We start from the raw sequence: 21,840 nt of genomic DNA, 5'->3' as shown, positions 1-21,840 counted from the left end.
GCGGTGGTCCCACCTGACCCCATGCCGAACTCAGAAGTGAAACGCCGTAGCGCCGATGGTAGTGTGGGGTCTCCCCATGTGAGAGTAGGGAACTGCCAGGCATCAAACAAGAAGAACCCCGTACCGTAAGGTGCGGGGTTTTTTGCTTTTGGTTTTTCTCCCCTGGCCTTTCTCTTAATCTCTTACCCTGCTAATGGAATGTGTGATCCCTGTCTCAATGTTATTTATAACAAAATTATAACATTTCATTTACGAGGTAATTGAGTCTCCTGGCTCAATACACCGCTGTTTATGGCAGGAGCATAATCACAATGACAGAAAGTATTACATCAAACGGGACGCTGGCTAACAGTGATACCCGAAGAAGGGTATGGGCAATCGTCAGCGCCTCTTCCGGGAATCTGGTTGAATGGTTTGACTTCTACGTCTACTCATTCTGTTCACTCTACTTCGCACATATCTTCTTCCCGTCCGGCAACACCACAACACAGCTACTACAAACGGCAGGGGTATTTGCCGCCGGATTCTTAATGCGACCCATTGGGGGCTGGCTGTTTGGGCGTATTGCGGATCGTCGCGGGCGCAAGGCCTCCATGCTGATCTCGGTTTGTATGATGTGCTTTGGATCTCTGGTGATCGCCTGCTTACCAGGGTATGAATCGATCGGGACATGGGCGCCTGCGCTGCTTTTGCTGGCTCGCTTATTCCAGGGACTATCGGTGGGCGGTGAATACGGTACCAGTGCGACCTATATGAGTGAAGTTGCCCTGGAAGGCCGCAAAGGTTTTTACGCCTCATTCCAGTACGTCACGCTCATTGGTGGTCAATTGCTGGCGATTCTTGTGGTGGTGATCCTGCAGCAGATCCTGACAGACGAACAACTTCACACATGGGGATGGCGAATTCCTTTCGCACTGGGCGCAGCACTCGCGATTGTCGCACTTTGGTTACGCCGTCAGTTAGATGAAACCTCGCAGAAAGAGGTCAGGACGCTAAAGGAGGCGGGAACATTCAAAGGATTATGGCGAAACCGCAAAGCTTTCCTGATGGTGCTGGGCTTCACTGCGGGCGGCTCTCTCAGTTTTTACACTTTCACCACCTATATGCAAAAGTATCTGGTAAACACCACCGGAATGCACGCAAACGTCGCCAGCGTTGTTATGACAGTGGCACTTTTTGTCTTTATGCTCATCCAACCGATTATCGGTGCGCTTTCCGATAAGATTGGTCGCCGTACGTCAATGCTGATCTTTGGTGGGCTTTCAGCGCTGTGTACTGTCCCTATTTTGACAGCCCTTCAGCATGTCTCCTCGCCATATGCCGCATTTGCACTGGTGATGCTGGCGATGGTGATTGTCAGTTTCTACACCTCGATCAGCGGAATACTGAAAGCCGAAATGTTCCCGGCACAGGTACGAGCGCTAGGGGTAGGGCTCTCATATGCGGTAGCCAATGCGCTGTTTGGCGGATCGGCGGAGTACGTTGCGTTGTCGCTTAAATCATGGGGAAGTGAAACGACATTCTTCTGGTATGTGACGGTAATGGGGGCGCTGGCCTTTATTGTCTCCCTGATGCTGCATCGCAAAGGGAAGGGCATTCGTCTTTAATAATGCGCCATCTGCCAGACGGCATAACCGGTGGTTGCACCGGCGACGTCCCAGGCGAAATCTTTCCAGCTCCAGCCGCTCCCCGCGGGGCGGCTATCCCACAGTTCTTTTGATGCTCCAAGGCTTACTGAGAACATCAATCCTATCGCTGCGCTCCGGTCCCGGCTGTATCCCTGATGCTGTGCATATTCGTTACCGGCTGCAGACAGCATTGCGGAGGCGAGGAAGTGCTGAGCCTTATCCTGTCCGGACCAGCTATCGTTGGCCATATGGCTGCAGCCACTCAGAAAGAGGACGCTCAGTAGCAGAGAAGTACGCATCAACGGGCTCCATAAAAAAGCCCTGCGGGTGACAGGGCTCTGACATTACAGAATACGGCTGATAAGTCGGTCGATACGGATACGACGTAAACGGCGGATCAACTTGCGGACTTTCACCGGATAATCGGCAATGCTCTGTAGTTCGCGGTAATGGTTAACCACCGTAGTATGCGTGCGAATCAACTCCAGCTCACGTTCACGCTGGGCGGCTAACTCATGCTGCGGGTCATGGATGAGAATGGCGTTTTCCAGATCCAGTCTCCAGGCGCGTGGGTTAAGGTTGTTACCGGTCAGCAGCATCCACTCATCGTCGACCCACATTCCTTTCAGGTGGTAACTGTTGTCTTCATCTTTCCACAGACGCACAACCAGCTGGTCAGTGTTGACGTAGTACTGTAAACGGCTCAGGAAACGACGCAGGTTAATCTCATAAAGATAAGGCAGCGCACCGATGATTTTGAACGGCTGGTCTTCAGGGATGAAAAAGTCGTTTGCTGTTTTATCGCCGACGATAATTTCCACTTTTTTACCGTCGCGCAGTAGCTGAATGATATTTCGCACCAGCACGGCAGGAAGGTTGAAGTATGGCGTACAGATGGTGAGTTTCTGCTCTGCGCATGGCATCAAATGGAAGATCGTTTTGTTCAGCAGGCTTGATTTGCCGAGCCCTACCAGCGGGGTAACAGATAACTCTTCGTTGTTCGCATCGCCCTGGAAATGGTAGACCGCATCGCGCAACTCCTGGCGGAAAGCGCGAACATCATTTTTGATCTCCGGGCTTTTAGGACGCTCAGGATCGTCAAGGCGATTAACACCACGACCGTGTACCAGGTTTTTATCAACCCAGTTGAACATGATATCGGCCATCTGTGGATTACGAATCAGGTGGTAGCGGTCGTAGCGATATTTATCGAGCTGATGAAGGTAGACATCATTCAGGCTTGCGCCGCTGTACAGGACGCTGTCATCAATGATGAACCCTTTAAAATGAAGAACACCGAGTGCTTCACGGGTATTAACGGGTACGCCATAAACAGGGACATCGACGCCAGGATTTTCCTGCGCCGTGCGGCAATACCAGTCTGCATTAGTATTGGAAGCGGCTGCGCCGATACGGCCACGCTGAGCGCGATGCCAGTCAACCAGTACGCGAACATCCAGTTCCGGACGCTGACGTTTAGCTTCATAGAGTGCGTTGAGGATCGCACGACCGCCTTCATCTTGTTCAAGATACAGGGCCACAATGCAAATGCGTCGCGTGGCGCTGGCAATCTTTTCCAGAAGCGTTTCCCGAAAATGAGCGGGAGCATAAAAGAACTCTACATCATCAACTGACTGAGAAATCTTCGGTAGTTGAGCAAGGTGTTGTTGATGTTTATTACGCTTAAATTTTGACAACATCACAGTGCGTTTCTTCTCTGTTCATTGAAGGGTTGTCTGTACCATGCAAACAACATAAGCGGACAATGATACCACCAGTCCCGTCCAAAGTGGGTAACATTTCCAGTAGGTTACTCGTGTTTGTCTGCTGATGTCAGGACGAGGGACAAGGCAACAATACCTTCCTCCAGCTGAATATCAACGTCAAATCCGAGTTTTCGCGCCAGGGTCACCATACCGCGATTGTTTGGCATAGTAATGCCATTCAGGCGCAACAATCCGTGATCTCGCGTATAACTGATGAGTTTTTCCAGCAGTCGTCTACCCAGCCCCAGGCCTTTAAGATCGGAGCGCACCAGCACGGCAAACTCCGCATCGACATTATCCGGGTCAGAAATGGCTCGCGTGACGCCGAGGATCTCATCATCATGATCTGCACGACGCACGGCAACAAACGCCATTTCTCGATCGTAGTCGATCTGGGTCATATTGGCTAAATCATCGTGGGTAAATTCGTTGATTTCGCTAAAATAGCGGTAGTAGAGATCTTCTTTTGTAACCTGAGAGATAAAGGCCCGCAGCTGGGGTTCATCTTCCGTCAGAATTGGGCGGAACAGGACGCGTTCCCCGTTTTTCATCTCTACCCACTCCTCCAGATGCAGAGGATATGGACGGATTGCCAGGCGGCTCTCTCTGTCCCCTTCGAAGGGCGCGATATCCAGCGTCACGTCCAGCGCCGTAAACTCATTGCCGGAAGCGAGTAGCGGATGGATATCCAGCCGCTGGATCTCGGCACAATCCACGATCAGATTAGACACCTGCACCAGGAATTGACTTAACCCGGCAATATCGAGCGGACGCAAGGCACTGCGGCCACGGATCTTTTTGCTTTTAATCGCCTGAATGATCAGATAGCGCGCGAGGTTCATGTTCAGCGGCGGTAAAGCAACGACAGCCTGTTCCTCCGGGCGCCACTCCACGCCACCTTCTCCCAGCATAATAAGCGGGCCGAAGACGGGATCGTGCTCTACCACGACTCGTAGTTCCTGAGCGCCTGCGCGGTTAGCCATGCTTTGTACCAGCAGTCCGTGGATCCGGGCCTGCGGCCAGGCCATCTTAACGCGATCAAAAATGGCATCGGCTGCCTGCTGTACCTCCGTTGCCGTACGCAGATACAGCATGACACCCTGAACATCTGATTTATGCGGTATATCGGGAGAGCGCAGCTTAAGAGCGACAGGATAGCCAATCTGCTCCGCAATATGTACTGCCTCGGCGCTGTCGCTGGCGATCCAGGTTGGCAGGGTTTGCATCCCGTAGCTGCCCAGAATGGGCTGCACTTCATGCGTATCAAGCGATGTCGCGCCCTCTTCAATAGCCTGCTGCAAGAGTCGATGAACGTCGACGGTATTCGCCGTCAGGTTACCAGGTAGCGCCGGGGTTTCGCGTAGCTGCTTCTGATTGCGGCGATATTCCACCATATGCATAAATGCGGTGATAGTCCCTTCCGGCGTACGGTAGGTTGGCAGACCGGCTTCGCTGAACAGACGTCGTGCCTCCTGAGATGAAAACTCACCGCACCAGTTTGTCAGCAGAGTGACATATTTGCCGCGCGGATGGTTGCGTACAGCTTCAATTAACGCGCGCGCACTTTCACTGCCCGGCGCGACTGCGCTGGGGGAGTGGATAATCATCAATGCATCGAAGTCCTGACTATCCAGCAAAATTGAGATAGCCCGAATATAGCGATCGCTGCTGGCGTCATCGCGCAAATCAAGCGGATTGCCGGGCATCACGCTTGTCGGAAGCGCCTCTCTGAGGCGTTGAAGCGTCTCTTCACCCAGCGTTGCCAGCTTTCCGTTGCGCAGCCACAGTTCATCCAGCGCAAGCGCAGCAGGGGCCGCACCATTGCTGACAATCATTAACTTCTCGCCACGCAGTGGGCGCATGTGGCTGAGCGTCTCAACGGCGGAAAAAAGCTCGTGCGTATCCTGCACCCGCAGTAACCCCGCGCGCTGGATGGCGGCATCCCAGGCGGGATCCATGCCGGAATGAGACTGCAGGAGACGCTGGGCAGCAGGACTGCGACCGCTTTTGATAACCAGGATCGGCTTATTGCGCGAAGCACTTCGTGAAGCCGATACAAAACGACGGGCGTCGCTCAGATGCTCAAGATAAAGGAGTATCGCGCTGGTTTTGCTGTCACGAGCCAGGAAATCCAGAAGCTCATCAACGTCGATATCCAGGCTGTCGCCCAGGGCAATGAAGTAGGAGAAACCCATTTCGCGCTGTTGCGCCCAGTCGAGGATTGTGTTCGATACTGCAGCCGACTGCGAGATAAACGCCAGTTTGCCTTTGCGGATCGGTACCGGGGAGAAACTGGCATTCAACCCCTGCCAGGGGGCGAGCAGGCCCAGGCTATTCGGGCCAAGGATACGCATCTGGTAGCGGCTGGCGTAGGCGAGCAGTTCGGGTTGCTGTTCAGGTGGAGACGAGAGAATAATGCAGGTTTTACACCCTTTCTTGCCAAGTGCTTCCAGCAGTTCCAGATTGCGTTTCGCATTCGTACACAGCACGGCGAGGTCCGGCACAAAAGGCAGGCTCTGCACATCTGGCCATGCCAGCACCCCCTGAACGGCCTTATAAGCCGGCGTGACGGGCATGACGGGGCCATTAAATCCTCCCGCGAGCAGGTTGCGCATCATCAGATAGCCTGCCCGATCCGGTTTCATGGATGCGCCGATAACGGCAATGGATTTAGGACGTAATAGCGCTTCTAACCCTCGCTGGCTCATGCAAGTCTCCCGTGATTGCAAGCGACCTGATGATTTTAAACGCTTTCTGACGCTGTTGCTGTGATGCTGCCCTTATGAATGGTTTTTCCCGCCAGATAGCGTTCCCGGAAACAAGAGAAATGGTTGCCCAGGGCGCCGGCTGCTGCGGTATCCCCGGCTAAATCCAGCAGCGCGATGGCCACCTCGGCGGTGCAATATTGTCCGTCAGCATGCGCTTCACGCAGGCGATAAGCCGAGACGCGGGAAAGATCGACAGAAATGACCGGCAGCGCGTCAAGGTAAGGGCTTTTGCGAAACATTTTCCGCGCTTCGGTCCATGTGCCGTCCAGCATAATAAACAGCGGTGGCTTACCGGACGGTGGCGCCGAAAGCACCTGACGATTATCGCCTGCGTAAGAGGCCGGGAAAACGACCATCGGCTGATAGTCCGGGTTTGTCACCAGATCGAGCAGGGCCTGCGGCGGCTCGGTGCGGGACCATTGAAACGCGGCAGTATCCGGCAGAATATCGGCAATCAGCCGCCCTGTATTACTGGGTTTCATCGGCTCGGTATCAAACATGACCAGACAAAAACGGCTTTTAGCCGTACTGGGTGCCAGCGTTTCGCACAGGCAAACTTTAAGCGGAAGCAGGCAGCGCTGGCAGCGACGAATGCGATTGCCACGGGCAAGAAAAGGACGAGTGGCGCGCGCAAGGCGTTCGGCGCGTAACTGGAGGACAGCGTTATCGGTCATGGGCGAAGTGAAGGAAAAACGCCATTTTCGCAGAGGCGGGAGCGGGGCACAAGATGTGCCCCGTGAAAGTTACAGTGATTCGTTTAACCAGCTGTCAAACGGCGCTTTCGGTACTGCGCCATTGAGCATGTCGACGACTTCACCGTTTTTAAAGATCATAATGGTCGGGATGCTGCGAATGCGGAAACGTGCGCTAAGCTCGCGTTCCGCCTCGGTATTCACCTTAACAAAACGCATCTTACCGCTGCGCTCTTCGGCCACGTCTTCAAAGATTGGCGCGAAGCTTCGGCATGGACCGCACCACGGTGCCCAGAAATCGACCACCACCGGGAGATCGTCCTTGAGGAGTTTGTCCAGCGTAGCACCCGTCGCGTTAATGACATCGCCATCAAACAGTTCGTGGCCACAACGTCCGCATTTCGCACCATCGTCAATCCGATCGTCCGGAATGCGATTAAGAGCCTGACAGTTGGCACATACGGTATTCATAACTAACCTCTGATAGAGCCGTGGGACAGCGGCAGAACGCCGATAATGTTTCTAATATGTTACATATTATCAATGAGCCTGTTTGAAACAACAATGCGTTTTATTCAATGAGAACAATAGTCACAGGCTTTTGTACGAAATTATGGCTATGCGCTGGCACATCGGGTAATCTGCGCGCTTCGCGCAGCGCTGGTGGAGAAAAGCATGAACGACGAAATGAAAAACAAAAGCGGCAAGGTCAAAGTGATGTATGTCCGCAGTGATGATGACTCTGATAAACGCACCCAAAATCCGCGTACCGGAAAAGGTGGCGGGCGTCCGGCGTCTTCTCGTGCAGACGGTGGCCGTCGCCCCGCCCGCGATGACAGAAACACCCGCGGTGATGACCGCAAACGTGACGATCGCAAACGCGATGACCGTCCGCGTTCCGACCGCCCACGCAGTGACCGTCCACGCGACGATCGTCCGCGTGATGACTTCTCGCGTGACAACGCCTCCCCGTGGCGCACCGTTTCTCGCGCCCCGGGCGATGAGACGCCAGAGAAAGCCGATCACGGCGGTATCAGCGGCAAAAGCTTTATCGATCCGGAAGTGCTGCGCCGTCAGCGTGCGGAAGAGACCCGCGTGTATGGCGAGAACGCCTGCCAGGCGCTGTTCCAGAGCCGCCCTGAGTGTATCGTCCGCGCCTGGTTTATCCAGAGCGTGACCCCGCGCTTTAAAGAAGCACTGCGCTGGATGGCCGCGAATCGTAAAGCCTACCACGTGGTGGATGATGCCGAGCTGACCAAAGCGTCCGGTACCGAGCACCACGGCGGCGTCTGCTTTCTGATCAAAAAACGTAACGGCACCACCGTGCAGCAGTGGGTCAGCCAGGCGGATGCCGATGACTGCGTGCTGGCCCTGGAAGATGTAGGCAACCCGCACAACCTGGGCGCGATGATGCGCAGCTGCGCACACTTTGGCGTGAAGGGTGTGCTGTTACAGGATGCCGCACTGCTGGAATCCGGTGCCGCGATCCGCACAGCAGAAGGCGGAGCGGAGCATGTGCAGCCGATCACCGGCGACAGCGTGCTGGACGCCCTTGAGCAGTTCCGTAAAGCGGGTTATTCCATCGTGACCACGTCGAGCCATGCTGGTACGCCGCTGTTTAAAGCGACGCTGCCGCGTAAAATGGTGCTGGTATTAGGTCAGGAACGTGACGGTCTGTCTGACGCGGCGCTTTCCAGTGCTGATCTGAGCGTCTCTATCGACGGGACAGGTAATGTAGAAAGTTTGAACGTGTCCGTTGCGACCGGCGTACTGCTGGCGGAATGGTGGCGTCAGAATAAGGCATAAGCCTCTCAATGTGCCGGGTCTGACCCGGCACATTCAAATCCTACTCGCTCTCTGCCGGTAACACTGGCATCCAGTCAATTGGCGTTTCGCCACGTTTTTCCAGCCATTCATTCGCCAGAACAAAGTGATTACTGCCGAAGAAACCGCGATGTGCCGACAGCGGAGACGGGTGCGGCGCTTTTAAAACGTGATGGCGCTGACGGTCGATAATCGCCCCTTTCTTCTGCGCGTGAGAACCCCACAGTAAAAACACCACGCCTTCACGATGTTCGTTGATCAGGCTAATAACCTTATCGGTAAAGGTTTCCCAGCCCAGGCTGGCGTGAGAATGTGCCTGACCCGCCCTTACAGTGAGTACCGTATTTAACAGCAGCACACCCTGATGCGCCCAGCTTTCCAGGTAACCGTGGGTGGGGCGGGTGAAGCCAGGAACGGTTCCCTCAAGCTCTTTATACATATTGAGCAGAGAAGGGGGGATAGCCACGCCCGGACGGACGGAGAACGCCAGCCCGTGTGCCTGACCCGGGCCGTGATACGGATCCTGGCCAAGAATGACCACCTTCACATCGCTCAGCTCAGTGTAACGAAAGGCGTTGAACACATCTTTCTGCGGCGGATAAATCGTCTGCCCGGACTGACGTTCAGCTGCAACGGTGCTGAGTGTATTGATAAAATAGGGTTGTTGTTTTTCTTCTGCCAGCACATCGTGCCATGTCAACGGTGTGGTCATCTCGCTCTCCTGCGAATCTCATTCTGTGTCTAGCTTACCTGTTAAACGCCAGTGAGCAAAATGACGCGCTGAAACGTGCGCTAAGTAACTAAATTTATTTTGAAAAGATACACAACCAGTTGAATTGGTAAGGTGCTGAAATTGATCTAAAACAATAAATTCAAACCACACTCTTTATGTGGTTGGTGTTTTTGTTGATTTAAATCAATAAATCGCCGGGGTGCGAGTGATATATATACACACAAGAAACAATGGTTTTACCAATTGGCCGTGTGAGGCCGACACCAGTTAATGTAGCCTAAGGGAGGCAACACATGATTACAGGTATCCAGATTACTAAAGCTGCAAATGACGATCTGCTCAATTCTTTCTGGCTGCTGGACAGCGAGAAAAACGAAGCACGCTGCGTGGTTGCAAAAGCCGGTTTTACTGAAGATGAGATCGTGCCAGTGAGCAAACTGGGCGAAATCGAATATCGTGAAATCCCAATGGAAGTGAAACCGGAAGTGCGCGTGGAAGGCGGTCAGCACCTGAACGTTAACGTTCTGCGTCGTGAAACGCTGATGGATGCCGTTGAGCACCCTGAAAAGTACCCACAGCTGACTATTCGCGTGTCTGGCTATGCGGTTCGTTTTAACTCACTGACCCCAGAGCAGCAGCGCGACGTTATCGCGCGTACCTTTACTGAAAGCCTGTAAGGTTCCAGTTTCGGGGGTGAATAAAAAAGCCGGGGAAATCCCCGGCTTTTTCTTACTCTTCAGTTTTCGTATCCTGCGCGGCAGCGCTTGGCTTACGACGCTTACCAATGTTTTTGGTATCGCGGTGGCGTTGCTTAACGCGCGGCTTCTCTTTTTCTTTCTCTTTTCTCTCAGCGCGTTTTGCGAGTGCTTTCTTGGACGGTTTGCCCGTCATTTTTTCACTCGGCGCGCGGGTAGTTGGGCGCAGGCCGTCAATGACGCGAGATTTCAGCGGCTCATCAACATAGCGACCAATTTTTTGCAGCAGCAGGTGATCGTGCGCTTCAACCAGTGAAATCGCAGTACCTTTACGTCCGGCGCGACCGGTACGGCCAATGCGGTGCAGATAGGTATCACCACTGCGCGGCATATCGAAGTTGATCACGTGGCTCACGTCCGGAATGTCGATCCCGCGTGCGGCAACGTCTGTCGCCACCAGCACGTTCACGCGGCCATCGGTCAGGCGTTTGATGCCTTCGGTACGCTTAACCTGCGCCATCTCACCTTCGAGGTAGCAGTTATTAATGCCCGCATTACGCAGCATTTCTGCCAGCTCGTGCACGCGCTCGCGTTTACGCACAAAGACGATGGTACGCAGAGCATCTTCCTGCTTCAGCAGGTGCTTCAGTAATTCGACCTTGTGCTCAAGGTTGTCCGCACGGTAATACCACTGGTGGATCTTCTTGCGCTCACGCGTAGAGGGCGTCGCAGAGACTTCAACCGGATCTTCCAGCAGACGCTCGGCGAAATCTTTAATCGCGTCCCCTTCAAGGGTGGCAGAGAACAGCATCGTCTGGTTACGCCAGCGCGTCTCGCCCGCAATATGTTCGATATCCTGTGCGAAGCCCATGTCCAGCATACGGTCGGCTTCATCCAGAATTAGCGTTTCTACCGCGCGGCAGTCGAAGTTCTCTTCTTTAATGTACTGCAGCAAACGGCCCGTCGTCGCAACAACGATATCCTGGTTTTCGCTGAACACTTCGGCGTGGTTCATATACGCCACGCCGCCGGTAATAGTGGCGATATCCAGATGTGTGTTAGCCGCCAGCTCACGCGCGTGATCGGCAACCTGCATGGCCAGCTCGCGCGTAGGCGTCAGGATCAAAATACGCGGTGGGCCTGATTTTTTTCGTGGAAAGTCGAGCAGGTGCTGCAACACAGGCAGCAAATAGGCTGCTGTCTTCCCCGTGCCGGTTGGCGCAGAACCGAGCACATCGCGGCCCTCAAGCGCAGGCGGAATGGCCGCTGCCTGAATGGCGGTCGGGCGTGTAAAGCCTTTGCTCTCAAGTGCATTGAGCAGGCTTTCATCGAGTTCAAGTTCGGAAAAAGTCGTTACAGTCATGTTCTACCTCTGTGTGGGGCGCTGATTATAGACGTTACGGCTGTAATCTTCATCTGTTTGTATGGATATCGCTTTGCGGTGCCTTCGCTTTCCCCTATGCTACTCCAGTTTCACTTAGAAGGTTGCCCTGACATGTCTCAACTCAAAGCGCAGTTGCGCCGCGATGGTTTTACGTTTAAACAGTTTTTTGTCGCCCACGATCGCTGTGCCATGAAAGTCGGCACCGACGGTATTTTACTGGGAGCATGGGCCCCTGTCGCAAGTGTTAAACGTATTCTTGATATCGGTACCGGCAGCGGGCTGGTGGCGTTGATGCTGGCCCAGCGTACGGAAGAGCATGTCACGATTGATGCCGTTGAGCTCGATGCGCAGGCTGCAGGGCAGGCGAGTGAAAATGCGGCCGAATCCCCCTGGGCAGACCGGATTCGCGTTCAATGTGCGGATGTGCTGGTCTGGGCGCCTGAACAAACTGCGCGTTACGATCTTATCGTCAGCAACCCTCCTTACTACGCGCCCGGTGTCGAGTGTGGTACCCCTGAACGTGAACAGGCGCGTTATACCGGTTCACTCGATCATAAAGCACTGCTTACCAGCGCGGCTGAACTCATCTCTGAAGAGGGCTTTTTTTGCGTAGTGTTGCCAGAAAGCACGGGTAATACATTTATTGGTCTGGCGCAGGAGATTGGCTGGACATTACGTTTGCGAACTGACATTTCTGATACGGAAGGACGACTGCCGCACCGCGTGCTGCTGGCGCTCTCGCCAAAAGAAGGTGAATGCTTTAATGACCGTATGGTGATTCGAGGGCCAGACCAGCGTTATTCCGAAGATTACACTGCTCTGACCCAGGCATTTTATCTGTTTATGTGAACCTGCGGAGCCAGTATCGACGGGCCGGATTCAGCAAGCTGATCCGGGTAGTCCAGGGTGTAGTGCAAGCCGCGGCTCTCTTTACGCATCATGGCGCAGCGAACAATCAGCTCGGCAACCTGCACCAGATTGCGCAGCTCCAGCAGATTATTTGATACGCGGAAATTGGCATAATATTCATCAATTTCCTGCTGCAGCATAGTAATGCGGCGCAACGCACGTTCCAGACGTTTTGTGGTGCGCACAATCCCTACGTAGTCCCACATAAACAGCCGTAGTTCATGCCAGTTGTGCTGGATCACGACCAGCTCGTCCGGGTTATCCACGCGGCTTTCATCCCAGGCAGGTAAGTGCTCGGTCTCGCGGGCGTAAGGCATGCGTTTCGTGATGTCTTCCGCCGCTGACCAGCCGTACACCAGACACTCAAGCAGCGAGTTCGACGCCATACGGTTCGCGCCGTGAAGGCCGGTATAACTCACCTCGCCGATAGCATACAGACCTTCTACGTCGGTGCGCCCGTGATCGTCAACCATCACGCCCCCGCAGGTATAGTGGGCCGCAGGCACAATGGGCACCGGATCGCGGGTCAAATCAATCCCCAGGTTCAGCAGCTTTTCGTAAATCATCGGGAAATGCTGGCGAATGAATGCGGCTGACTTATGGCTGATATCGAGATACATGCAGTCCACGCCCAGACGTTTCATTTCATGGTCGATGGCGCGGGCAACGATATCGCGAGGGGCCAGCTCGCCACGCGCGTCAAAGTCCGGCATAAAGCGGGTACCGTCAGGGCGTTTCAGATAAGCGCCTTCACCGCGCAGAGCTTCCGTCAGCAGGAAGTTGCGCGCCTGAGGGTGGAACAGGGCTGTTGGGTGAAACTGATTAAATTCGAGATTCGCCACGCGGCAGCCTGCGCGCCAGGCCATGGCGATACCGTCTCCGGAAGCGATGTCCGGGTTAGTGGTGTACTGATACACCTTTGAGGCGCCGCCCGTCGCCAGTACAACGGCCTTCGCCTGACAGGTTTCAACCTTCTCTTTATTACGGTTCCAGACCCATGCACCCACCACGCGACGCGGACCAGGCAGGCCAATCTTGTCGGAAATAATCAGGTCAACGGCATTACTGCGCTCAAGAACCCGAATATTAGGATGGTTAAGCGCTTTACCCACCAGCGTGGTCTCCACCTCTTTACCGGTGGCATCCGCTGCGTGCAGGATGCGGCGGTGGCTATGGCCGCCTTCGCGCGTCAGGTGGTAGCTCTCTTCACCGTTAGGCTGAATCTGGGTATCAAATAATACGCCCTGATCGATGAGCCACTGAACGCAATGGCGGGCATTGCTGGCAACGAACTCTGCGGCGTGCGCATCCACGATCCCGGCGCCGGCAATCAACGTATCTTCTACGTGCGACGCTATGCTGTCGGTCTCGTCAAACACGGCGGCAATACCGCCCTGGGCATAAAATGTGGAACCTTCACTTATCGGTCCTTTACTCAGAACGATAACGTTTTGATGCTCGGCCAGGCGCAGCGCCAGAGAGAGACCGGCAGCGCCGCTACCGATGATCAGGACATCACAATGGAGTTCAGATGTTGTGTTCATGATTGTTGTTTAATTTACTAAACAGTGTTGGGTCAGAATAGCACCTGAGTGCGATTTATCGCACGTTTTTTTTAGAGGTTGTTGCAATGGCTAAACGCGTAAGACGGAGTAAATAGCGGGTAAAGGAATGAAATTATTTTGCGAAGCAGATCGTTAGCGTCAGATTTTGTGATGAAATAAAGACTGGGTTGCGTTACTCTTCTCGCGGGAAAAAGATGTTTCTTGTCAGAAAGTGGTGCGTATCGTGAACAGACTTATAATGAGAGAAAATGAACAGTCTGCGGCGCGATGAACAAAAACAAAGGCGTTACGGAACTTATTGACGATCGGACACTCTAACTCGGTGCTTGCTCAAAGTGCGGTGTTTTTAGAGTGGCGTTTCGATAACGCGTGGAATTTAGGTTTGGGGAGACATTACCTCGGATGAGCGAGCAGTTAACGGACCAGGTCCTGGTTGAACGGGTCCAGAAGGGAGATCAGAAAGCCTTTAACTTACTGGTGGTGCGCTACCAGCATAAGGTGGCGAGTCTGGTTTCCCGCTATGTACCGTCAGGTGATGTGCCTGATGTGGTGCAAGAGTCTTTTATTAAGGCCTATCGCGCGCTGGATTCTTTCCGGGGAGATAGTGCTTTTTATACCTGGCTGTACCGTATTGCTGTCAATACGGCAAAGAATTATCTGGTTGCTCAGGGGCGTCGTCCGCCGTCCAGTGATGTAGACGCTATCGACGCCGAAAACTTCGAAAGTGGCGGTGCGCTGAAAGAAATTTCGAACCCTGAGAACTTAATGTTGTCAGAAGAACTGAGACAAATTGTTTTTCGCACGATCGAGTCGCTCCCGGAAGATTTACGCATGGCAATTACGTTACGGGAGCTTGATGGTCTGAGCTATGAAGAGATAGCCGCTATCATGGATTGTCCGGTCGGCACGGTGCGTTCACGAATCTTCCGTGCGCGAGAAGCTATTGATAATAAAGTTCAACCGCTTATCAGGCGTTGACGATAGCGGGATACTGGAAAAGGTATTAGGCATGCAGAAAGAAAAACTTTCCGCTTTAATGGATGGTGAGACGCTGGATAGTGAGCTGCTCAACGAGCTGTCTCATTCTCCCGAAATGCAAGAGACCTGGGAGAGTTACCATCTCATCCGTGACACGCTGCGCGGCGATACCGGCGAGGTTCTCCATTTCGATATCTCTGCCCGCGTGATGGCGGCCATTGAGAATGAGCCTGTTCATCAGACCACTCCGCTGATTCCTGAAGCTCAACCTGCACCTCACCAGTGGCAGAAAATGCCGTTCTGGCAAAAGGTGCGTCCGTGGGCCAGCCAGCTCACCCAAATGGGGGTTGCTGCATGCGTATCGCTTGCAGTTATCGTTGGCGTCCAGCACTATAATACTCAGTCTGAAACTAATCAGCAGCCAGAAGCGCCAGTGTTTAACACACTGCCGATGATGGGCAAAGCGAGCCCGGTTAGCCTGGGCGTACCGGCTGATGCTTCCGCCAGCGGCGGTCAGCAACAGCAGGTGCAGGAGCAGCGCCGTCGCATTAATGCGATGTTGCAGGATTACGAGTTGCAGCGTCGTCTGCACTCTGAACAGCTTCAGTTTGAGCAGGCCCAAACCCAGCAAGCTGCTGTGCAGGTGCCCGGAAACCAAACTTTAGGAACGCAATCGCAGTAATGAAGCAACTTTGGTTCGCCATGTCTCTGATGGCGGGTAGCCTGTTCTTCTCTGCCAACGCCTCGGCTGATGTTTCATCCGGGGCGTTGTTGCAGCAAATGAATCTGGCCAGCCAGTCACTCAATTATGAGTTGGCATTTATCAGCATCAATAAGCAGGGCGTCGAGTCGTTACGCTATCGTCATGCCCGTCTTGATAATCAGCCACTCGCCCAGCTTTTACAGATGGATGGTCCGCGTCGGGAGGTTGTCCAGCGAGGCAACGAAATCAGCTATTTCGAGCCCGGCCTGGAGCCTTTCACGCTCAATGGCGACTATATCGTTGATTCTCTGCCGTCACTCATCTATACCGACTTCAAGCGGCTGGCCCCTTACTACGATTTTATTTCGGTAGGGCGTACGCGCATCGCAGACAGACTGTGTGAAGTGATCCGCGTGGTTGCTCGCGATGGCACGCGCTACAGCTATATCGTCTGGATTGATGCGGAAACCAAGCTGCCGATGCGCGTGGACCTGCTTGACCGCGACGGTGAAACGCTTGAACAGTTCCGCGTGATCTCCTTCAGCGTGAACAATCAGGTTGGCAACAGCATGCAGAATCTGGCCAAAGCCAGCCTGCCGCCGCTGCTTTCTGTTCCGGCAGGGGATTCCGTTAACTTCAACTGGGTTCCTTCCTGGATCCCGCAAGGCTTTAGCGAAGTGTCCAGCAGCCGTCGTCAGTTGCCAACTATTGACACGCCCGTTGAGTCGCGCCTCTATTCCGACGGTTTGTTCAGTTTCTCGGTGAATATCAACCGCGCAACGGCAAACAGCTCTGAGCAAATGCTTCGTACCGGACGTCGCACGGTGAGCACCACGGTACGTGATAACGCAGAGATCACGATTGTGGGTGAATTACCTCCGCAGACGGCGAAGCGCATTTCAGACAGCATTAAATTCAGGGCCGCGCAATGATTAAAGAGTGGGCAACCGTCGTCTCGTGGCAAAATGGCGTTGCGCGAGTCAGTTGCGATGTCAAAGCCTCATGCAATAGCTGCGCATCCCGTGCCGGGTGCGGCAGCCGCGTGCTGAACAAGCTTGGGCCGCAAACGTCGCATACTATCTCTGTGCCAAGTGAACAGCCGCTGGTGGCGGGGCAGAAGGTTGAACTGGGGATTGCGGAAGGCAGTCTGCTCGGTTCCGCGATGCTGGTCTATCTCTCTCCGTTGGTCGGGTTATTTATCATGGGCGGCCTTTTCCAGACCCTGTTTGGTACCGATGTGGCCGCCATGTGCGGTGCCGCGTTGGGGGGCATCGGGGGATTCTGGCTTGCTAAAGGTCTCTCACCGAAGCTTGCCGCGCGCGAAGAGTGGCAGCCTGTCATTCTCAGCGTTGGGTTGGCACCAGACCAGCTTCGTGTCGAGACGCTCTCTTCTGAGGCCCGATGATCCATCGGGCTTTATCAATTTTTACGTCCTAATACAGAAAACGCCCTTTCTTCACGCTATACCTGTCTCTAAGTGCATTTCCAGGTAGCGAGGATGTAGTGTAGAATGCTGCGTTTTCGCACTGAAAAACGTCAGGCTAAGAACAGCGGCCTCCAGGAATTCGTAAGGCATAATTATTTAACTATATGAAGAACATACGTAACTTTTCGATCATTGCTCACATTGACCACGGTAAGTCGACGCTGTCTGACCGTATTATCCAGATTTGCGGTGGCCTGTCTGATCGTGAAATGGAAGCCCAGGTTCTGGACTCCATGGACCTGGAACGCGAACGCGGTATCACCATTAAGGCGCAAAGCGTTACGCTGGATTACAAAGCGGCTGATGGTGAAACCTATCAACTGAACTTTATCGACACCCCAGGCCACGTTGACTTCTCATATGAAGTATCACGCTCGCTGGCGGCCTGTGAAGGTGCGCTGCTGGTCGTCGATGCCGGGCAGGGTGTTGAAGCCCAGACCCTGGCAAACTGCTATACCGCGATGGAAATGGATCTCGAGGTTGTGCCGGTTCTGAATAAAATCGACCTGCCAGCTGCCGATCCTGAACGCGTCGCGGAAGAGATTGAAGATATTGTCGGCATTGACGCGACGGATGCCGTGCGCTGCTCCGCGAAAACCGGTGTGGGCGTGACCGATGTGCTGGAACGCCTGGTGCGTGACATCCCGGCCCCGGAAGGTGACCCGGATGGCCCATTGCAGGCGCTGATCATCGACTCCTGGTTCGATAACTACCTTGGTGTTGTCTCTCTGGTGCGTATTAAAAACGGCACCATGCGTAAAGGCGACAAAATCAAGGTGATGAGTACCGGACAGGTCTACAACGCCGACCGTCTGGGTATCTTCACGCCAAAACAGGTTGACCGTACCGAGCTGAAATGCGGCGAAGTAGGCTGGCTGGTTTGTGCCATTAAAGACATCCTCGGCGCGCCAGTGGGCGATACCCTGACCGGTGCGCGTAACCCGGCAGATAAAGCGCTGCCAGGTTTTAAAAAGGTGAAACCGCAGGTTTACGCGGGTCTGTTCCCGGTCAGCTCAGATGACTATGAAAACTTCCGTGATGCGCTCGGTAAATTGAGCCTGAACGATGCTTCCCTGTTCTACGAGCCAGAAAGCTCAACGGCGCTGGGCTTCGGTTTCCGCTGTGGCTTCCTCGGCCTGCTGCACATGGAGATCATTCAGGAGCGTCTGGAACGTGAATACGATCTGGATCTGATCACCACCGCACCGACCGTTGTGTATGAGGTAGAAACCACCTCGAAAGAAGTGATCTACGTCGATAGCCCGTCCAAGCTGCCGCCGCTGAACAATATCCACGAACTGCGTGAGCCGATTGCAGAGTGTCACATGCTGCTGCCACAGGAGTTCCTGGGCAACGTCATTACACTGTGTATTGAGAAGCGTGGCGTGCAGACCAACATGGTCTACCACGGTAACCAGGTGGCGCTGACCTATGAAATCCCGATGGCGGAAGTGGTACTCGACTTCTTCGATCGCCTGAAGTCTACCTCCCGTGGCTATGCGTCCCTGGATTACAACTTCAAGCGTTTCCAGGCCTCCAACATGGTGCGTGTGGACGTGCTGATCAACGGTGAGCGTGTGGATGCGCTGGCCCTGATCACCCACAACGACAATGCGCCGTACCGTGGTCGCGAGCTGGTTGAGAAAATGAAAGATCTGATCCCGCGTCAGCAGTTCGACATCGCGATTCAGGCGGCCATTGGTAACCACATTATCGCGCGTTCTACGGTGAAACAGCTGCGTAAAAACGTTCTGGCGAAGTGCTACGGCGGTGACGTCAGTCGTAAGAAAAAGCTGCTGCAGAAGCAGAAAGAAGGTAAGAAGCGTATGAAGCAGGTCGGTAACGTTGAGCTGCCACAGGAAGCATTCCTTGCCATTCTTCATGTTGGTAAAGACGGCAAATAACCTTTAAGGAGTTGGCATGGCGAACATGTTTGCCCTGATCCTGGTCATTGCTACCCTGGTGACAGGTCTGCTGTGGTGTCTGGATAAGTTTATCTTCGCCCCAAAACGCCGTGAGCGTCAGGCTGCCGCACAGGCAGCCACTGGCGATCAGCTGGATGCGAAAACCCTGAAAAAAGTCGGCCCGAAACCGGGCTGGCTGGAAACGGGCGCCTCGGTATTCCCGGTGCTGGCCATTGTGCTGGTGGTGCGATCGTTTATTTACGAGCCGTTCCAGATCCCATCCGGTTCAATGATGCCAACGCTGCTGATTGGTGATTTTATTCTGGTAGAGAAGTTTGCCTACGGCATTAAAGATCCTATCTACCAGAAAACGCTGATCGAAACCGGTCATCCGAAGCGTGGCGACATCGTGGTGTTCAAATACCCGGAAGATCCGCGTCTGGACTACATCAAGCGTGCGGTTGGCCTGCCGGGTGATAAAGTGACCTACGATCCGGTCGCCAAGGAAGTTACCGTTCAGCCTGGCTGCAGTTCTGGCACCGCGTGTGAAAACGCACTGCCCATCACCTACTCAAACGTTGAGCCGAGTGATTTTGTGCAGACCTTTGCCCGTCGTAACGGCGGTGAAGCGACCAGCGGGTTCTTCCAGGTGCCAAAAGGCGAAACCAAAGAGAACGGTATTCGTCTGGTCGAGCGCAAAGAGACGCTGGGTGATGTGACTCACCGTATCCTCACGGTGCCAATCGCGCAGGATCAGGTGGGTATGTATTATCAGCAGCCGGGTCAGCAGCTGGCGAGCTGGATTGTACCGCCGGGACATTACTTCATGATGGGGGATAACCGCGATAATTCTGCGGACAGCCGTTACTGGGGATTTGTGCCTGAGGCGAATTTGGTCGGTAAAGCCACCGCAATCTGGATGAGTTTTGAGAAACAGGAAGGCGAATGGCCGACCGGTGTACGCCTGAATCGCATTGGCGGAATCCATTAATTCTCAATAAATGAACGCGTAGCCGCTTTAATTAGCGGCTACGTGAATTATTTCCTCGATAAATCTCTTTGAACTAACGACATCCCCTGTCGTTGTGTATAGAATATTCCCCCGAAGTTTAAGGTTGGCCCTGCAAGGGTGCCACGGCACACGAAACCGCGTTGGTTTTCTCAGGTCGGTTTCGTGTGCTGCATTTTTGACGCATTCATTTATTGGTATCGCATGAACCCCATCGTAATTAATCGGCTTCAACGGAAGCTGGGCTACACTTTTCATCATCAGGAGTTGTTGCAACAGGCATTAACCCATCGCAGTGCCAGCAGCAAGCATAATGAGCGTCTTGAGTTTTTAGGCGACTCAATTTTAAGTTTCGTGATTGCGAATGCGCTTTATCATCGTTTCCCGCGTGTTGACGAGGGGGATATGAGCCGCATGCGTGCCACGCTGGTTCGGGGGAATACCCTTGCGGAAATCGCGCGCGAATTTGAACTGGGCGAATGTCTGCGTCTTGGGCCGGGTGAACTGAAAAGCGGCGGCTTCCGTCGTGAATCTATTCTTGCCGATACGGTCGAAGCATTAATTGGTGGTGTGTTCCTGGACAGCGATATCCAGACCGTAGAAAAGCTGATCCTCAACTGGTATCAGAGCCGTCTGGACGAAATCAGCCCGGGCGATAAACAAAAAGATCCGAAAACGCGTCTGCAGGAATATTTGCAGGGCCGTCATCTGCCGCTGCCATCTTATCTGGTGGTGCAGGTACGTGGTGAAGCGCACGATCAGGAATTTACCATCCATTGCCAGGTCAGTGGCCTGAGTGAACCGGTGGTGGGCACTGGTTCAAGCCGTCGTAAGGCTGAACAGGCTGCCGCCGAACAGGCGTTAAAAATGCTGGAGCTGGAATGAGCGAAGAAAAAACGTATTGCGGATTTATTGCCATCGTCGGACGTCCGAACGTCGGCAAATCCACCCTGCTGAATAATCTGCTTGGGCAGAAGATTTCTATTACCTCGCGTAAGGCGCAGACCACGCGTCACCGCATTGTCGGCATCCATACTGAAGGCGCGTATCAGGCGATCTACGTCGATACTCCGGGCCTGCACATGGAAGAGAAGCGTGCCATTAACCGTCTGATGAACAAAGCGGCGAGCAGCTCGATTGGTGATGTAGAACTGGTCATTTTCGTTGTGGAAGGCACCCGCTGGACGCCGGACGACGAGATGGTGCTGAACAAGCTACGTGACGGCAAAACGCCGGTCATCCTCGCGGTCAATAAAGTTGACAACGTGCAGGAAAAGGCTGACCTGCTGCCGCATCTTCAGTGGCTGGGCAGCCAGATGAACTTCCTCGATATCGTTCCGCTGTCTGCAGAGACTGGCCTGAACGTCGATACCATCGCGGGCATCGTGCGTAAGCATCTTCCGGAAGCGATTCATCACTTCCCGGAAGACTACATCACCGATCGTTCTCAGCGCTTTATGGCGTCTGAAATCATCCGTGAAAAGCTGATGCGTTTCCTGGGCGCGGAACTGCCGTACTCTGTGACGGTGGAGATCGAGCGTTTCCAGACCAACGAGCGCGGCGGCTACGACATTAACGGCCTGATCCTCGTTGAGCGTGAGGGACAGAAGAAGATGGTGATCGGCAACAAAGGTGCCAAGATCAAAACCATCGGTATTGAAGCCCGTAAAGACATGATGGAGATGTTTGAAGCGCCGGTTCACCTGGAGCTGTGGGTGAAAGTGAAATCTGGCTGGGCCGATGATGAGCGTGCTCTGCGCAGCCTCGGTTACGGCGAAGACCAGTAACCTAAGACG

General features: G+C 53.9%; 21 protein-coding genes and 1 rRNA gene. 14 read left to right on the top strand and 8 right to left on the bottom strand.

The window, feature by feature from the left end; translation table 11 throughout:
- Positions 1–101, top strand: a 5S ribosomal RNA gene (gene rrf, locus ACOTY9_RS07620); the annotation flags it as partial.
- Positions 102–311: 210 nt separating this feature from the next.
- Positions 312–1,607, top strand: a complete 1,296-nt coding sequence (locus ACOTY9_RS07615; protein WP_023331104.1) for an MFS transporter — start codon at positions 312–314, stop codon at positions 1,605–1,607.
- Here the strand turns inward: ACOTY9_RS07615 and ACOTY9_RS07610 are convergent.
- From ACOTY9_RS07610 to trxC, 5 genes are all read right to left on the bottom strand, one after another.
- The gene (locus ACOTY9_RS07610) at positions 1,604–1,927 is read right to left on the bottom strand and encodes a YfiM family lipoprotein (RefSeq protein WP_014884860.1); all 324 of its coding nucleotides are present in this window, start codon (positions 1,925–1,927) and stop codon (positions 1,604–1,606) included. The two genes, ACOTY9_RS07615 and ACOTY9_RS07610, sit on opposite strands and share 4 nt — an antisense overlap.
- Positions 1,928–1,972: 45 nt before the next feature.
- Positions 1,973–3,328 carry a CDP-diacylglycerol--serine O-phosphatidyltransferase gene (gene pssA / locus ACOTY9_RS07605; protein ID WP_023331103.1) on the bottom strand — a complete coding sequence of 452 codons (1,356 nt, stop codon included), beginning with the start codon at positions 3,326–3,328 and terminating at the stop codon, positions 1,973–1,975.
- Between the two features lie 110 nt (positions 3,329–3,438).
- Positions 3,439–6,102 (bottom strand): bifunctional acetate--CoA ligase family protein/GNAT family N-acetyltransferase, encoded by a 2,664-nt coding sequence (locus tag ACOTY9_RS07600; protein ID WP_421637321.1) that lies wholly within the window; start codon positions 6,100–6,102, stop codon positions 3,439–3,441.
- A gap of 35 nt (positions 6,103–6,137) precedes the next feature.
- The gene (gene tapT / locus ACOTY9_RS07595; protein WP_045281166.1) at positions 6,138–6,836 is read right to left on the bottom strand and encodes a tRNA-uridine aminocarboxypropyltransferase; all 699 of its coding nucleotides are present in this window, start codon (positions 6,834–6,836) and stop codon (positions 6,138–6,140) included.
- Positions 6,837–6,905: 69 nt separating this feature from the next.
- On the bottom strand, positions 6,906–7,325 hold the full coding sequence (gene trxC, locus ACOTY9_RS07590) for a thioredoxin TrxC (protein WP_014884856.1): 420 nt from the start codon (positions 7,323–7,325) through the stop codon (positions 6,906–6,908).
- Positions 7,326–7,529: 204 nt separating this feature from the next.
- On the opposite strand from trxC, the gene ACOTY9_RS07585 reads away from it, so the two are divergent.
- Positions 7,530–8,660 carry a tRNA/rRNA methyltransferase gene (locus ACOTY9_RS07585; protein ID WP_014884855.1) on the top strand — a complete coding sequence of 377 codons (1,131 nt, stop codon included), beginning with the start codon at positions 7,530–7,532 and terminating at the stop codon, positions 8,658–8,660.
- 40 nt (positions 8,661–8,700) lie between these two features.
- Here ACOTY9_RS07585 and ung read toward each other — a convergent pair whose 3' ends face one another.
- Complete coding sequence (gene ung, locus ACOTY9_RS07580) at positions 8,701–9,390, bottom strand: uracil-DNA glycosylase (RefSeq protein ID WP_014884854.1); 690 nt, start codon at positions 9,388–9,390, stop codon at positions 8,701–8,703.
- 314 nt (positions 9,391–9,704) lie between these two features.
- Here ung and grcA point away from each other — a divergent pair, with 314 nt between their 5' ends.
- Positions 9,705–10,088 carry an autonomous glycyl radical cofactor GrcA gene (grcA, locus tag ACOTY9_RS07575; RefSeq protein WP_014884853.1) on the top strand — a complete coding sequence of 128 codons (384 nt, stop codon included), beginning with the start codon at positions 9,705–9,707 and terminating at the stop codon, positions 10,086–10,088.
- Between the two features lie 52 nt (positions 10,089–10,140).
- Here the strand turns inward: grcA and srmB are convergent, their stop codons facing one another.
- Positions 10,141–11,469, bottom strand: coding sequence for an ATP-dependent RNA helicase SrmB (gene srmB / locus ACOTY9_RS07570; RefSeq protein ID WP_014884852.1), 1,329 nt, complete (start codon positions 11,467–11,469; stop codon positions 10,141–10,143).
- A 132-nt stretch (positions 11,470–11,601) separates the two neighbouring features.
- On the opposite strand from srmB, the gene trmN reads away from it, so the two are divergent.
- A complete protein-coding gene (gene trmN / locus ACOTY9_RS07565; protein ID WP_348565326.1) occupies positions 11,602–12,339 on the top strand; it encodes a tRNA(1)(Val) (adenine(37)-N(6))-methyltransferase TrmN in 738 nt (245 codons plus the stop codon).
- On the opposite strand, the gene nadB is transcribed toward trmN, so the two are convergent.
- Positions 12,324–13,943 (bottom strand): L-aspartate oxidase, encoded by a 1,620-nt coding sequence (gene nadB / locus ACOTY9_RS07560; RefSeq protein ID WP_348565327.1) that lies wholly within the window; start codon positions 13,941–13,943, stop codon positions 12,324–12,326. The genes trmN and nadB overlap by 16 nt on opposite strands.
- 343 nt (positions 13,944–14,286) lie before the next feature.
- Here nadB and rseD point away from each other — a divergent pair, with 343 nt between their 5' ends.
- The 9 genes from rseD (at position 14,287) to era (ending at position 21,831) form a co-directional block, all read left to right on the top strand.
- A complete protein-coding gene (rseD, locus tag ACOTY9_RS07555; RefSeq protein WP_223605340.1) occupies positions 14,287–14,370 on the top strand; it encodes a rpoE leader peptide RseD in 84 nt (27 codons plus the stop codon).
- Positions 14,367–14,942 carry an RNA polymerase sigma factor RpoE gene (rpoE, locus tag ACOTY9_RS07550; protein ID WP_006176728.1) on the top strand — a complete coding sequence of 192 codons (576 nt, stop codon included), beginning with the start codon at positions 14,367–14,369 and terminating at the stop codon, positions 14,940–14,942. The genes rseD and rpoE overlap by 4 nt, the downstream gene beginning before the upstream one ends.
- A gap of 31 nt (positions 14,943–14,973) precedes the next feature.
- Positions 14,974–15,624 carry an anti-sigma-E factor RseA gene (gene rseA / locus ACOTY9_RS07545; RefSeq protein WP_014832926.1) on the top strand — a complete coding sequence of 217 codons (651 nt, stop codon included), beginning with the start codon at positions 14,974–14,976 and terminating at the stop codon, positions 15,622–15,624.
- Positions 15,624–16,577 carry a sigma-E factor regulatory protein RseB gene (gene rseB, locus ACOTY9_RS07540; RefSeq protein WP_023331097.1) on the top strand — a complete coding sequence of 318 codons (954 nt, stop codon included), beginning with the start codon at positions 15,624–15,626 and terminating at the stop codon, positions 16,575–16,577. Before rseA ends, rseB begins: the two co-directional genes overlap by 1 nt.
- Positions 16,574–17,050 (top strand): SoxR-reducing system protein RseC, encoded by a 477-nt coding sequence (gene rseC / locus ACOTY9_RS07535; protein ID WP_014884848.1) that lies wholly within the window; start codon positions 16,574–16,576, stop codon positions 17,048–17,050. The genes rseB and rseC overlap by 4 nt, the downstream gene beginning before the upstream one ends.
- Positions 17,051–17,235: 185 nt before the next feature.
- Positions 17,236–19,035 carry a translation elongation factor 4 gene (gene lepA, locus ACOTY9_RS07530; protein WP_014884847.1) on the top strand — a complete coding sequence of 600 codons (1,800 nt, stop codon included), beginning with the start codon at positions 17,236–17,238 and terminating at the stop codon, positions 19,033–19,035.
- A 16-nt stretch (positions 19,036–19,051) separates the two neighbouring features.
- Positions 19,052–20,026 (top strand): signal peptidase I, encoded by a 975-nt coding sequence (lepB, locus tag ACOTY9_RS07525; RefSeq protein WP_014884846.1) that lies wholly within the window; start codon positions 19,052–19,054, stop codon positions 20,024–20,026.
- 222 nt (positions 20,027–20,248) lie between these two features.
- Complete coding sequence (rnc, locus tag ACOTY9_RS07520; protein ID WP_010434072.1) at positions 20,249–20,929, top strand: ribonuclease III; 681 nt, start codon at positions 20,249–20,251, stop codon at positions 20,927–20,929.
- A complete protein-coding gene (gene era, locus ACOTY9_RS07515; protein WP_006176722.1) occupies positions 20,926–21,831 on the top strand; it encodes a GTPase Era in 906 nt (301 codons plus the stop codon). Before rnc ends, era begins: the two co-directional genes overlap by 4 nt.
- The last annotated feature ends 9 nt before the right edge of the window (positions 21,832–21,840 follow it).

This window comes from Enterobacter cloacae complex sp. SHL012 (assembly GCF_049237505.1).
Taxonomy (GTDB): Bacteria; Pseudomonadota; Gammaproteobacteria; order Enterobacterales; family Enterobacteriaceae; genus Enterobacter; species Enterobacter kobei.
Note: the sequence above shows the minus strand (reverse complement) of the source record. Positions and strands in the feature narration are given on the sequence as shown.